This is a genomic window from Variovorax sp. GW821-FHT09D04 (genome assembly GCF_059416405.1).
The window spans coordinates 568482-580119 of the sequence record NZ_JBWKPA010000003.1; the positions used below are offsets into that span (position 1 = coordinate 568482).

13 protein-coding genes are annotated in these 11638 nt (G+C 69.8%); 6 read left to right on the forward strand and 7 right to left on the reverse strand.

What is annotated here, in order from left to right; translation table 11 throughout:
- Positions 1-2 precede the first annotated feature (2 nt).
- Genes AC07O4_RS12950 through AC07O4_RS12960 form a run of 3 tightly spaced genes read left to right on the forward strand, consistent with a single transcriptional unit; the run spans position 3 to position 2525 of the window.
- Positions 3-1070 carry a branched-chain amino acid ABC transporter permease gene (locus AC07O4_RS12950; protein WP_062475876.1) on the forward strand — a complete coding sequence of 356 codons (1068 nt, stop codon included), beginning with the start codon at positions 3-5 and terminating at the stop codon, positions 1068-1070.
- A 23-nt stretch (positions 1071-1093) separates the two neighbouring features.
- Positions 1094-1966: an alpha/beta fold hydrolase gene (locus tag AC07O4_RS12955; RefSeq protein ID WP_495304900.1), complete on the forward strand. Its 873-nt coding sequence runs from the start codon at positions 1094-1096 to the stop codon at positions 1964-1966.
- 52 nt (positions 1967-2018) lie between these two features.
- The gene (locus AC07O4_RS12960) at positions 2019-2525 is read left to right on the forward strand and encodes a DUF1993 domain-containing protein (RefSeq protein WP_495304738.1); all 507 of its coding nucleotides are present in this window, start codon (positions 2019-2021) and stop codon (positions 2523-2525) included.
- Positions 2526-2531: 6 nt separating this feature from the next.
- Here AC07O4_RS12960 and AC07O4_RS12965 read toward each other — a convergent pair whose 3' ends face one another.
- Complete coding sequence (locus AC07O4_RS12965; protein WP_495304739.1) at positions 2532-3383, reverse strand: class I SAM-dependent methyltransferase; 852 nt, start codon at positions 3381-3383, stop codon at positions 2532-2534.
- Positions 3380-4420, reverse strand: a complete 1041-nt coding sequence (hemH, locus tag AC07O4_RS12970) for a ferrochelatase (protein ID WP_495304740.1) — start codon at positions 4418-4420, stop codon at positions 3380-3382. Before hemH ends, AC07O4_RS12965 begins: the two co-directional genes overlap by 4 nt.
- Positions 4421-4435: 15 nt before the next feature.
- Here hemH and AC07O4_RS12975 point away from each other — a divergent pair, with 15 nt between their 5' ends.
- Positions 4436-5167 (forward strand): HAD family hydrolase, encoded by a 732-nt coding sequence (locus AC07O4_RS12975; protein WP_495304741.1) that lies wholly within the window; start codon positions 4436-4438, stop codon positions 5165-5167.
- A 3-nt stretch (positions 5168-5170) separates the two neighbouring features.
- Here the strand turns inward: AC07O4_RS12975 and AC07O4_RS12980 are convergent, their stop codons facing one another.
- Positions 5171-5476 carry an NIPSNAP family protein gene (locus AC07O4_RS12980; protein ID WP_062475864.1) on the reverse strand — a complete coding sequence of 102 codons (306 nt, stop codon included), beginning with the start codon at positions 5474-5476 and terminating at the stop codon, positions 5171-5173.
- A 108-nt stretch (positions 5477-5584) separates the two neighbouring features.
- On the opposite strand from AC07O4_RS12980, the gene AC07O4_RS12985 reads away from it, so the two are divergent.
- Positions 5585-6226 (forward strand): LysE family translocator, encoded by a 642-nt coding sequence (locus AC07O4_RS12985; RefSeq protein ID WP_062475861.1) that lies wholly within the window; start codon positions 5585-5587, stop codon positions 6224-6226.
- Between the two features lie 18 nt (positions 6227-6244).
- Here the strand turns inward: AC07O4_RS12985 and AC07O4_RS12990 are convergent, their stop codons facing one another.
- Genes AC07O4_RS12990 through hpnC form a run of 4 tightly spaced genes read right to left on the reverse strand, consistent with a single transcriptional unit; the run spans position 6245 to position 9645 of the window.
- Positions 6245-6553, reverse strand: a complete 309-nt coding sequence (locus AC07O4_RS12990; RefSeq protein WP_495304742.1) for a hypothetical protein — start codon at positions 6551-6553, stop codon at positions 6245-6247.
- Complete coding sequence (gene hpnE / locus AC07O4_RS12995; RefSeq protein ID WP_495304743.1) at positions 6550-7815, reverse strand: hydroxysqualene dehydroxylase HpnE; 1266 nt, start codon at positions 7813-7815, stop codon at positions 6550-6552. The genes AC07O4_RS12990 and hpnE overlap by 4 nt, the downstream gene beginning before the upstream one ends.
- Before the next feature lie 19 nt (positions 7816-7834).
- Positions 7835-8674 (reverse strand): presqualene diphosphate synthase HpnD, encoded by an 840-nt coding sequence (gene hpnD / locus AC07O4_RS13000; protein WP_495304744.1) that lies wholly within the window; start codon positions 8672-8674, stop codon positions 7835-7837.
- Positions 8671-9645 (reverse strand): squalene synthase HpnC, encoded by a 975-nt coding sequence (hpnC, locus tag AC07O4_RS13005; RefSeq protein WP_495304745.1) that lies wholly within the window; start codon positions 9643-9645, stop codon positions 8671-8673. The genes hpnD and hpnC overlap by 4 nt, the downstream gene beginning before the upstream one ends.
- Positions 9646-9664: 19 nt before the next feature.
- Between hpnC and AC07O4_RS13010 the strand changes: the two genes are divergently transcribed.
- A complete protein-coding gene (locus AC07O4_RS13010; RefSeq protein WP_495304746.1) occupies positions 9665-11587 on the forward strand; it encodes a potassium transporter Kup in 1923 nt (640 codons plus the stop codon).
- Positions 11588-11638: the final 51 nt, after the last annotated feature.

Consider the following 11638-nt stretch of genomic DNA (forward strand, 5'->3'; position numbering starts at 1 on the left):
TCATGTTCCTGAAACGACTTCTCTCCAATGACATGCCGCGCAGCCGCCTGCTGGCACTGCTGCTGCTGGCCCTGTTCCTGGCGCTGGCGTTCGCGCCGTTCCTGTTCCCGGGCGTCAAGGCGCTCAGCGTCGCGGCCAAGATCCTGGTGTTCGTGGTGCTGGTCGCCAGCTTCGACCTGCTGCTGGGCTACACCGGCATCGTGAGCTTCGCGCACACGATGTTCTTCGGCATCGGCGCCTACGGCATCGCCATCTCGGCCTCGCGGCTCGGGCCCAACTGGGGCGCGGTGCTGGTGGGGCTGGGCGCGTCGCTCGCGATCTCGCTGGTGCTTTCGCTGGCCATCGGTTTGTTCTCGCTGCGGGTGCGCGCGATCTTCTTCGCGATGATCACGCTGGCAGTGGCTTCGGCGTTCCAGACGCTGGCCTCGCAGCTGTCGGACTTCACCGGCGGCGAAGACGGCCTGACCTTCAAGCTGCCCGAGCTGATCTCGCCGAGCTTCGAGTTCGCCGAAGAACCCTTCCTCGGCGTCTCGCTCGACGGGCGCCTGCTGTGCTACTACCTGCTGTTCGTGGCGGCGGTGGTGCTGGTGCTGGCGATGCTGCGCATCGTGAACTCGCCCTTCGGCCGCGTGCTGCAGGCCATCCGCGAGAACGAGTTCCGCGCCGAGGCCATCGGCTACCGCGTGGTGGTGTACCGCACCACGGCCGCCGTGCTGTCGGCGCTGTTCGCCACGCTGGCCGGCGCGATGCTGGCCATCTGGCTGCGCTACAACGGGCCCGACACCTCGCTGAGCTTCGAGATCATGATCGACGTGCTGCTCATCGTGGTGATCGGCGGCATGGGCACGATCTACGGCGCGGCCATCGGCGCGGTGCTGTTCGTGGTGGCGCAGAGCTATCTGCAGGACCTGCTGCGCCTGGGCAACGAGGCCGCCAGCGGCCTGCCGTGGCTCGCGGCGCTGCTGTCGCCCGACCGCTGGCTGCTGTGGCTGGGCGTGCTGTTCGTGCTGTCGGTGTATTACTTCCCCACGGGCATCGTCGGCAAGCTGAGGGCGAGGGCGGCGAAATGAGCGACGGCAAGAACAACAGCACCATGACGCCGACATCGCACTACGCGCAACTCGCAGGCCGTGAAATCCACTGGCTCGATTGGGGCGCCGCCAACGCCCCCGTCGTCATCGCCTGGCACGGCCTGGCGCGCACCAGCCGCGACATGGACGAACTGGCGCAGCACTTCGCGGCACGCGGCTTTCGCGTGATCTGCCCCGACACCCTCGGGCGCGGCCTGAGCCAGTGGAGCCCGTCGCCCGACGAGGAATACACGCTCGCGTTCTACGCGCGGCTGGCCAATGCGCTGTGCGACGAACTGCGGCTGGGCCGCGTGCACTGGGTGGGCACCTCGATGGGCGGCGCGATCGGCACGGTCTGCGCATCGGGCCTGTTCGAGCCGCGCATGAAGGCGCGGATCGCCAGCCTCACGCTCAACGACAACGCACCGCAGCTCGCGCAGGCCGCCATCGAGCGCATCCGCGCCTATGCCGGCGACCCGCCGGCCTTCGCCACGGTGGCCGAACTCGAGGCCTTTTTCCGCACCGTCTACAAGCCCTACGGCTGGCTCAGCGACGCGCAGTGGCGCCGGCTGACCGAAAGCTCCACGCGCCGCCTGGCCGACGGCCGCGTCACGCCGCACTACGACCCGGCCATGGTCAGGCAGTTCAGCGCGCACGACAACGACTACCTGATCTGGCCGCACTACGACGTGATCGAGGCGCCGGTGCTGTGCCTGCGCGGCGCCGAGTCCGACCTGGTGCTGCCCGAGGTGATCGAGGAGATGCACCGGCGCGGGCCGGGCGCGGCCGGGCGCCTGCAGGTGATCGAGGTGCCGGGCTGCGGCCATGCGCCCGCGCTCAACGTGGCGGAACAACTGGACCCGATCGAGGGGTTTATCCGCGCGGCCGGTCGTTGAAGGCACGGCGCGCTCACAATCGCGCCGACTTCAACTCCAAGATCACCTCGCCATGGCCCTCTCGATGTACGACCTGTCCGTGCCGGTTTTCACCCGCGGACTCGGGCAACTCACCCACCTGCTCGACAAGAGCCTCGCGCATGCGAAGGCCCAGGGCATCGACCCGGCGACGCTGGTCGACGCGCGCCTCGCGCCCGACATGCTCACGCTGGCCGGCCAGATCCAGCGCGCGAGCGACGCCTCCAAGCTGGGCACGGCGCGCATCGCGGGCATCACGGCCCCGAGCTTTCCCGACGAGGAAAAGACCTGGGACGACCTGCTGGCGCGCATCGTGAAGACGCAGGATTTCCTGGCCGGCGTGGACCGCGCGCTCATCGACGGCCACGAAGAACGCCCCGTGACCATCAAGGCGCGCGAAGGCGAAGCGCACTTCACCGCGCAGCGCTACCTGCTGCAGTTCGCGCTGCCGAATTTCTTCTTTCACGTGACCACCGCCTACGACGTGCTGCGCCACAAGGGCGTGCCCATCGGCAAGCTGGACTACCTCGGCCGCTTCTGAGTCCGTTCAGGCGCGGCGTGCCGCCAGCGCGTACATCAGCGGAATGCGCGGCATGCCTTCGGGCGGGGCCATGCGGCGTCCGCCGAGTTCGCGCATGCCCTCGAAGGGCTTCCAGCCGTTGGTGTACGGGTACTCCTCGAAGCGCTCGATGGCCAGTCCCGCCTGCGCGAGCGCGGTCGTCACCTGGCCCACGCCCCAGGTGAACTCGAAGCTCGGGTGCGGGTTGCGAAAGCCCTGCACGCCGGGCACCGGCCGGTCGTCGGGCACGAGGCCGTCGCCCGACTCGGCCACGTAGTCGCCCACGCCTTCCTCGGGCACGGGGGCGTCGTTGAAGTAGTCGTAGTGGAACTTCCACTGCGGGTCGAACACCAGCGCGAACGGGTGGAACTCGACGATCACGAAGCGCCCGCCGGGTTTCAGCAACTGCGCCACGCCGCGCGCCCAGGCGCCGATGTCGGACAGCCAGCACAGCGTGCCGTACGAGCAGAACACGAGGTCGTGGCGCTCGCCGCGCGCGGCGGCGGCGTCGAAGTAGTCGTAGACGTCCGCACGCTCGAAGCGCGCCGCAACGCCCGACTCGGCCGAGAGCCGGGTGGCGAAGTCGATGGCCTCGTCGGAGATGTCGACGCCGGTCACGCGGGCGCCGCGGCGCGCGATGCTCAGGCTGTCCTGTCCCGCGTTGCACTGCAGGTGCAGCACCGAGAGGCCCTCCACGTCGCCGAGCAGGGCGCTTTCCTCGGGGAACAGCGTGGAGCCGCCCGCGCGGAAGAAGGCGGCCTGGTCGCCCTTGTGGCTGTTGTGCGCCACCGTGGCGGCGTTCCACGACTGGCGGTTGGCTTCGTGCAGGTCTTTCTTCATGGCGTGGTCGTGTCGGGTCGGGTGGGCCAGCCCGCCAGGTGGCGTTCGGCGATGCCCGCGAGCGCGGTGATCCACGCCGGGCTGTCGTTGAGGCAGGGGATGTAGCCGAAGCGCTCGCCGCCCGCGTGCAGGAAGGCTTCGCGGCCTTCCATGGCGATCTCTTCAAGCGTCTCGAGGCAGTCGGCCGGAAAGCCCGGGCACACCACGTCGACGTGCTTCACGCCGCGCGCGCCGAGTTCGCGCAGGGTGGGTTCGGTGTAGGGCTCCAGCCACTTGGCGCGGCCGAAGCGCGACTGGAAGGTCGTGCGGTACTGCGTGGACGCCAGGCCCAGCCGCGCCGCGAGCAGGCGCGCGGTCTCGAGGCACTGCACCTCGTAGGGATCGCCCAGCGCGATGTTGCGCGCGGGAATGCCGTGGAAGCTCATCACCAGCAGCTCGCCGCGGCCTTCGGTCTTCCAGTGCTTCTCGATGCCTTGCGCGAGCGCCTCGATGTAGGCCGGGTCGTCGTGGTACTGGTTGACGAAGCGGAACTCGGGCACGTGGCGCTGGCGGCGGCTCCAGGCGTTCACCGCGTCGATCACGCTGGCCGTGGTGGTGGCCGAGTACTGCGGGTAGGCCTGCAGCACCAGCACGCGCGTGGCGCCCTCGGCCTGCAGCGCATCGAGCCGCGAGGCGATCGACGGGTTGGCATAGCGCATCGCGTCGCGCACCGTCACGCGGTGGCCGCGTTCGCCGAGCCAGCCGGCCAGCAGGGTGGCCTGCTTCTGGGTCCAGACCTTGAGCGGCGAGCCCTCGGGCAGCCAGATGCTGGCGTACTTCACGGCCGACTTCGCGGGCCGCGTGCGCAGGATGATGCCGTGCAGGATCAACGCCCACAGCGCCCTGGGAATCTCGACCACGCGCGGGTCGCCCAGGAAGTCGGCGAGGTAGGGGCGCACCGCGGCGGCGGTGGGGGCATCGGGCGAACCCAGGTTGCACCAGAGCACGGCGGTGCGGTCGTTCTTGCTGTTCTGACTGTCTTGGGGGGCGAGAGGCATGCGATATTCTCGGGCATGACTTCCGCTTCCCCGGCGCCCGGCGGCGCCACGCCGCTCGACATCTCGCGCATCTCGGCGATCACGCTCGACCTCGACGACACCCTGTGGCCGATCTGGCCGACCATCGAGCGGGCCGAGCGCGTGCTGCACGAATGGCTGCTGCGCGAGGCGCCCAAGACGGCCTCGCTGCTGCTCACGCCGGGCGTGCTGCGCGAGTTGCGCGAAGCCACGGCCAAGGAGCGCTCCGACCTCGCGCACGACCTGAGCGCGCTGCGCCGCGAGTCGATCCGCACGGCGCTCGTGCGCGCGGGCGAAGACCCGGCGCTGGCCGATCCGGCCTTCGACGCCTTCTTCGAAGAGCGCCAGCGCGTCACGCTGTACGACGACGCGCTGCCGGCGCTGAAGTGGCTCAGCGAGCGCTACCCGCTGGTGGCGGTGTCGAACGGCAACGCCGATATCCACAAGACCGGCGTCGGCCGGTGGTTCCGCACCGCCTTCAATGCGCGCACCTTCGGCAGCGGCAAGCCGCACGCGCCGATCTTCCGCGCCGCGGCGGCCTCGGTCGGCCTGCTGCCGAAAGACGTGCTGCACGTGGGTGATGACGCCGCGCTCGACGTGGTGGGCGCGCTCAACGCCGGCATGCAGGCCGCGTGGCTGGTGCGCGACGAGCGACCGTGGGAGCACGGCGCGCGTCCGCAGCTGATCGTGCCCAACCTGCACGCGCTGTGCATCGCGCTGGGCGCTTGAACCTCAGCGGAACACGGGGCGGAAGAAGCTGCGTTCGTAGCTGACGATGCAGCGGGTCTCTTCGGCGTACCGGAAGGCGGCCTGGCAGTCGGCGTCCTGCATCGAGTCGGCCCGGTAGGTTTCGTACGCGGCCAGGCTGGGGAAGCTGAACATCGCCAGCGCCACGTTGTTCGCGCCTTCGGACGGCAGGAAGTAGCCGTGGTGCTGGCCGCCGAACTTCTCGACCAGCGGAATCCAGAGCTTGCCGTAGTGCTCGAATTCCTTGAGCTTGAAGGGATCGACGATGTAGCGCAGGTAGCAGGTGATCATGGGTGAGGAATGTCAGGGGACTATCGGCGCGGCCCGAGCGGCGCGCGGCTGCCCGGACTATAGTTTTGCGACGGCCTCCTTTCATTGCTTTCGCGCGAATTTCCTCCCATGCATCTCTCCACCTGGCTCCTCTTTTGCGGCGTGACCCTGGTCGTCGCCTTCACGCCCGGTCCGGCCGTGCTGCTCGCGGTCTCCAACGCCATCTCCGTCGGCCCGCGCCGCGCCATGATCAGTTCGCTGGGCAACGCCTGCGGGCTCTTCCTGGTCTCGGCCGCCGCGATGGGCGGGCTGGGCGTGGTGCTCAACACCTCGGCCACGGCCTTCATGGTGCTGAAGGTGGCGGGCGCGGGCTACCTCGTGTACCTGGGCATCCGGCAGTGGCGCAGCCGCACGAGCGTGTTCGCCGAGCTGCAGCCGTCGGCCGCGCCGGCGCCTTCGCGTTCCGCGCGCCGGCTGTTCGGGCATGGCGTGACGGTGGCGCTGACCAACCCGAAGGGCATCCTGTTCTTCTCGGCGCTGTTCCCGCAGTTCCTCACGCACGACGCGCCGATCCTCACGCAGTTCGCCGTGCTCACCACGACCTTCGCGGCCGGCTCGGTGCTGGCGCATGGTTCGTACGTGCTGCTGGCGCGCCTGCTGAAGAAGCAGTTCGCGAACCCGAAGCGCGCGCAGCTGTTCAACCGCGTGTCGGGCGGTGCTTTCGTGCTGCTGGGGTTGAGCCTGCTGCGCTTGCGCAACAAGACCGCCTGAGAAAGCCTTCGACTTTTTTCAGTCGAGCCCGAAGTGCTCGCGCAGCGCCGCGCAGAAGTCGGCGGTGCCGCTGAGCGAGAGCGTGAGGGTGTCCAGGCGCGGGTTGTCCTCCCGCGTGCGCTGCACGTCGCAGTCCCACACCGCACCGTCGTCGAGCGCGCCGCGCGCACCGGGGAAGGTGGCCTCGGCCCAGGCCAGCACCTGCGCGATCTCGGCTTCCACCTCGGGCGTGCGCTCGGGCGGGGTCGAGGCCATGGCGTCGAAGGTGCCGTGGTCTTCGGTGTCTTCGCTGTAGTCGAAATCCAGGTAGTGCAGGGTCGTGGTCATGAGGTGGCAAGCGAGCGCGCGACGGCCAGTCCGTTGAGGACCGCACCTTCGAGCGTGGCGGGATAAGGGCCTTCGGTGTAGTCGCCGCAGGCCTGCAGTCCCGGCGCGATGGCGGCCGGCGGGCGGGCCAGGCCGGGCGTGCAGGCGAAGGTGGCGCGTTTTTCGACCACGGTCTGGATCGGCGTGAGGCCGGGCTGCCCGAGCTGCGCGCCGGCTTGCGCGAGCACCTGTTTCTCGAGCATCTCGCGCGGCGTCTCGTTGGCGCTCACGACGAAGGCGAGCACGCCTTCTGGTCCACCGAGCTGACCGCGGTCGAACACGAACTGGGCCGGCGCGCTGCCCGGCTGGCTGCGCAGCGCGAGCATCGGTTCGGCCAGCGGCGCGGCGCCGCGCACGTAGACCGTGGCAATCGCCTCGAAGCGCAGCGATTCGGTGACGTTGCACCAGCGCGAAGCGGCCGGCAGGCCGGTGGCACGCACAAGGCGCGCGGCGTCCCAGGGCGCGCAGGCCAGCACGGCCTGGTCGAAGACCTCGTCATCGACGCGCCACCGGTCGCCTTCCGGCGCGATGGTGCGCACGCGGTGGCCGATGTGCGCGGTGGCGCCGTGCCGCGCGAGCCACGCCAGCGCGGCATCGGGCAGCAGGGCGCCGAGGTCGACGCGCGGCAGCAACAGGTCGGCGCCGCCGCGTCCGCTGAACAGCGCGTCGTGCAGCACGCGCAGGAACACCTGGCCGCTCGATTGCGGCACGGGCGTGTTGAGCGCCGAGACGCACAGCGGCTCGATGAGTTCGTGCATCACGCGCGGCGTGAGGCCGGCGCACAGCGTGGCAACGCTGGTGCCGGGCGCGCAGCGAAAGCCCGCGAGGCGCCAGCGCACGGCGGTGGCCAGCAGCGCGGCCTTGTCGCGCCAGGTCCAGCCGCGCGCGGTGAAGATGCCGATGAGCAGGTCGAGCGGCGGCGGCCGGCCCGCGGGCAGCTGCAACCCGCCGCCGTCGGCAAAGCGCAGCGACAGCGGCAGGCGCTGCAGGGCGGTGTCGACATCGACCCCCACGTCGCGCATGAGCGCCAGCGTGGCGGTGTAGGCGCCGATCAGGATGTGCTGGCCGTTGTCCAGCGCCATGCCGTGCATGTGATCGACCCGCCGCGCCCGTCCGCCGGCTATCGGCGCGGCTTCGAACAGGGTGACGGCATGCCCGAGGCGCGTGGCCTCGACGGCGCAGGCCAGGCCGGCCCAGCCGGCGCCGATGACGGCGAGCCTCATGGGCACGAAGGGTGGGGCGTCATATCCGGCCCAGCGCCTGGACTTTCCAGGCCAGCCAGAACTTGCGCACCGGCGTCAGGCTGATGCGCTGGTTCAACACCTGGAAGTCGTCGCGCTCGATCTCGCGCAGCAGCGTGCGGTAGATGCTGGCCATCATCAGGCCGGGCTTCTGCGTGCGGCGGTCGGCCTGCGGCAGCAGGGCCAGCGCTTCGTCGTAGGCGGCGTGGGCGCGCTGGGCCTGGAACTTCATGAGCGCGACAAAACGGTCGGAGTGCACGCGGTTCAGGATCTCGTGCGCCTTCACGTCGAACTGCTGCAGCTCGTTGACGGGCAGGTAGATGCGACCGCGCAGCGCGTCTTCGCCGACGTCGCGCAGGATGTTGGTCAGCTGCAGCGCCAGGCCGAGCTTGTGGGCGTAGGCGGTGGTCTGCGGATCGGTCTGGCCGAAGATGCGTGCCGCGACCTCGCCGACCACACCGGCCACCAGGTGGCAGTAGCGCGCGAGGCCGGGGAAGTCGAGGTAGCGGGTCTGGTCCAGGTCCATCTGGCAGCCGTCGATCACTTCGTTGAGCTGGCGCGCCTCGATGCCGTAGGTGGCGGCATGCGGCATGAGCGCCTGCATGACCGGGTGGCGCGGCGTGCCGGCAAAAGCCTGGGCGACCTCGGTGCGCCACCAGGCGAGCTTGGTGGCGGCCACGCCGGGGTCGGAGACCTCGTCCACCACGTCGTCGACTTCGCGGCAGAAGGCATAAAAAGCCGTGATCGCGGCGCGCCGCGGCTTGGGCAGGAACAGGAAGGCGTAATAGAAACTGCTGCCCGAAGCGGCGGCCTTGTCTTGCACGTATTGCTCGGGATTCATCGGGGAGGCGCTGCTTTCATGGGCCGTGATTGTCTCCGCATCCGCCATGCCTTCCAGAGCAGCACGGGCGCGTCGGCCTTGCCGACGGTGGGGCGCTGCGTGAAGGTGTCGAAGCCCAGGTCCTCGATCTTGTCGAGGATGCGCAGGCCGCCCTGCACGACCAGGCGCAGCTCCCAGCCCACGCGGCCCGGCAGGCGGTGCACGAGCGGGGCGCCCTCGGTCATGAGCTCGCGCGCCCAGAAGGCCACCACCGCTATCAGATTGATAGCTTCCTGCGGCGGTGGCGCGGAAGACAGCGGCGCGAAGACCTTGAAATGCTCCGAGGTCAGCCCGCGCCGGGCGCAGTCGGTGCGCGGAAAGTAGAAGCGCCCGCGCGGCAGGTCGACGCTCGGGTCCTGCCAGAAGTTGATGAGCTGCAGTGCGCTGCAGATGGCGTCGCTCTGGGCCAGCGCCTGCGCATCGGTCACGCCGTACAGGTGCAGCAGCAGGCGGCCGACCGGGTTGGCGGAGCGGCGGCAGTAGTCGAGCAGCTCGGCGCGGTCGGCGTAGGTGCCGCGGTCGCGGGTCTTCTCGATGTCCTGCATGAAGGCGCTGAGCAGGTCGGCGAGCAGGTCTTCGGGCAGGCGGTACTCGGTGATGGCCCAGGCCAGCGGGCCGAACACATGGGGCCAGCGCGAGTCGGGCAGCGCTTCGCCGCGTGCGGCGGCGGCCAGTTCCTCTCGGTAGGCGCGCAGCTCGGCCAGGCGCGCATCGGGCGAGGCGTCGCCCTCGTCGGCGATGTCGTCGGCGGTGCGCGCGAAGTGGTAGATCGCGGCGATGGGCGGGCGCAGGTGCGGCGGGCACAGCCACGAGGCCACGGGGAAGTTTTCGTAATGGGCCGGCGCGGCGGCATGGGGGGGAGTGGCGGACACGCCACGATTGTCGGCGACGTCATGTCCGGGCACTATGCTCGTGGCGTCGCCACTTTCCATCTCTCTTTCGCCCATGACGATGAAAGCAACTGCCGCGGCTTCCGGGACTTCGCTTCCCGCTTCGGGCGACACGGCACACGCGGCCGGGCCCGGTTTGATGATCGCGGCGCTGGGCGTCGTCTTCGGCGACATCGGCACTTCGCCGCTGTACGCCTTCAAGGAAACGATGAATCCCGAGCACGGCGTGCCGTTCTCGCCCGACGCGGTGCTGGGCCTGCTCTCGCTGATCTTCTGGGGCCTGATGTTCGTGGTGACGCTCAAGTACGTGGTGTTCGTGCTGCGCGCCGACCACGACGGCGAGGGTGGCATCCTGGCGCTGCAGGCGCTGGCGCGCAACGCCGTTTCCGGCCCGAAGACCCGGCCCTGGGTGTGGCGCGGGATCGGGGTCCTGGGCCTGGTGGGCGCGGCCATGTTCTACGGCGACAGCCTCATCACGCCGGCGATCTCGGTGCTGTCGGCGGTCGAGGGCCTGGAGGTGCAGGCGCCGGTGCTGCAACGGGTGGTGATCCCGATCACGCTGGCGATCCTTGTCGGGCTGTTCATGGTGCAGAAGAAGGGCACCGGCGTGGTCGGCAAGATCTTCGGGCCGGTGATGCTGCTGTGGTTCCTGGTGCTGGGCGTGGCGGGGCTGTGGCAGGTGCTGCAGCAGCCGCAGGTGCTGGCGGCGCTCGACCCGCGCCGGGCGGTGGGCTTTCTGGTCGAGCACCGGGCGCAGTCGCTGGCCGTGCTGGGCGCGGTGTTCCTGGCGTTCACGGGAGGCGAGGCGCTGTATGCCGACATGGGGCACTTCGGCGCCAGGCCGATCCGTCTCGCGTGGCTCTTCATCGCGCTGCCGGGGCTGGTGCTCAACTACTTCGGACAGGGCGCGCTGGTGCTGGCGAACCCGGCGTCCATCGACAACCCGTTCTTCCGGCTCTTTCCCTCGTGGGGCGTGCTGCCGATGGTGGTGCTCGCGGCCATGGCCACGGTGATCGCGTCGCAGGCGGTGATCTCGGGCGCCTTCTCGCTCACCGCGCAGGCGATGCGCATGGGCTACCTGCCGCGCATGCGCGTGGTGCAGACCTCGGGCACGGCCATCGGGCAGATCTACGTGCCAGCCGTCAACTGGTTGCTGATGGTCGGCGTGCTGCTGCTGGTGCTGGGCTTCCGCAGTTCGGGCGCGCTGTCGGCGGCGTACGGCATCGCGGTGTCGATCACGATGGTGACGACCACATTGCTGGCCGGCATCGTGGCCTGGGGCCTGTGGCGCTGGAACAAGGTGGCGGTGGCGGTCGGCGTGGCGGCCTTCGCGGCGGTCGACCTGACCTTCGTGGTGTCCAACAGCCTGAAGGTGGCCGAGGGCGGCTGGCTCACGCTGGCGGTGGCGGCCGGGGTGATGGTGCTGTTCACCACCTGGGCCAAGGGCCGGCGCCTGGGCCTGGAGGCGGCGGCGGCCGACAGCCTGCCGCTGCGCCCCTTCGTCGATTCGCTGGCGCTGAACATGCCGCACCGGGTGAGCGGCACGGCCGTGTTCCTGAATCCCGACGCCACGGCGGTGCCCCACGCGCTGCTGCACAACCTCAAGCACAACCAGGTGCTGCACGAGCAGGTGATCGTGCTGCGCGTGCTCTCGTGCGACACGCCGCGCGTGGACGCGCGCCTGCGCATCGAGGCCGAGCAGCTGATGGACGGCATCTGGGTGGTCACCGCGCGGCACGGCTTCATGGAGCGCGCCGACGTGCCCGAGTTCATCCGCATCCTGGCGTACCAGAAGACCCTGGCCATCGACTCGATGAAGACCTCGTACTTCGTCTCCCGCGCCTCGGTGGGCGAGGAGAACCTGCCGGGCATGAACCCGGTGCGACGGGTGCTGTTCGGCTGGCTGCAGCGCAACGCGGGCCGGGCATCCGATTACTTCGAGCTTCCTGATAACCGGCTGGTCGAAATGGGGCAGAGAACCTAGCGCAGACATTGCTGTCGACATGGTCAACTGACCCGCGGGTCATTGACACTG

Bases quoted from the DNA above. Each gene is read 5' to 3' on its own strand.
- AC07O4_RS12950 (WP_062475876.1), top strand. From the start codon at position 3: ATGTTCCTGAAACGACTTCTCTCCAATGACATGCCGCGCAGCCGCCTG.
- AC07O4_RS12955 (WP_495304900.1), top strand. From the start codon at position 1,094: ATGACGCCGACATCGCACTACGCGCAACTCGCAGGCCGTGAAATCCAC.
- AC07O4_RS12960 (WP_495304738.1), top strand. From the start codon at position 2,019: ATGGCCCTCTCGATGTACGACCTGTCCGTGCCGGTTTTCACCCGCGGA.
- AC07O4_RS12965 (WP_495304739.1), bottom strand. From the start codon at position 3,383: ATGAAGAAAGACCTGCACGAAGCCAACCGCCAGTCGTGGAACGCCGCC.
- hemH (WP_495304740.1), bottom strand. From the start codon at position 4,420: ATGCCTCTCGCCCCCCAAGACAGTCAGAACAGCAAGAACGACCGCACC.
- AC07O4_RS12975 (WP_495304741.1), top strand. From the start codon at position 4,436: ATGACTTCCGCTTCCCCGGCGCCCGGCGGCGCCACGCCGCTCGACATC.
- AC07O4_RS12980 (WP_062475864.1), bottom strand. From the start codon at position 5,476: ATGATCACCTGCTACCTGCGCTACATCGTCGATCCCTTCAAGCTCAAG.
- AC07O4_RS12985 (WP_062475861.1), top strand. From the start codon at position 5,585: ATGCATCTCTCCACCTGGCTCCTCTTTTGCGGCGTGACCCTGGTCGTC.
- AC07O4_RS12990 (WP_495304742.1), bottom strand. From the start codon at position 6,553: ATGACCACGACCCTGCACTACCTGGATTTCGACTACAGCGAAGACACC.
- hpnE (WP_495304743.1), bottom strand. From the start codon at position 7,815: ATGAGGCTCGCCGTCATCGGCGCCGGCTGGGCCGGCCTGGCCTGCGCC.
- hpnD (WP_495304744.1), bottom strand. From the start codon at position 8,674: ATGAATCCCGAGCAATACGTGCAAGACAAGGCCGCCGCTTCGGGCAGC.
- hpnC (WP_495304745.1), bottom strand. From the start codon at position 9,645: ATGGAAAGTGGCGACGCCACGAGCATAGTGCCCGGACATGACGTCGCC.
- AC07O4_RS13010 (WP_495304746.1), top strand. From the start codon at position 9,665: ATGAAAGCAACTGCCGCGGCTTCCGGGACTTCGCTTCCCGCTTCGGGC.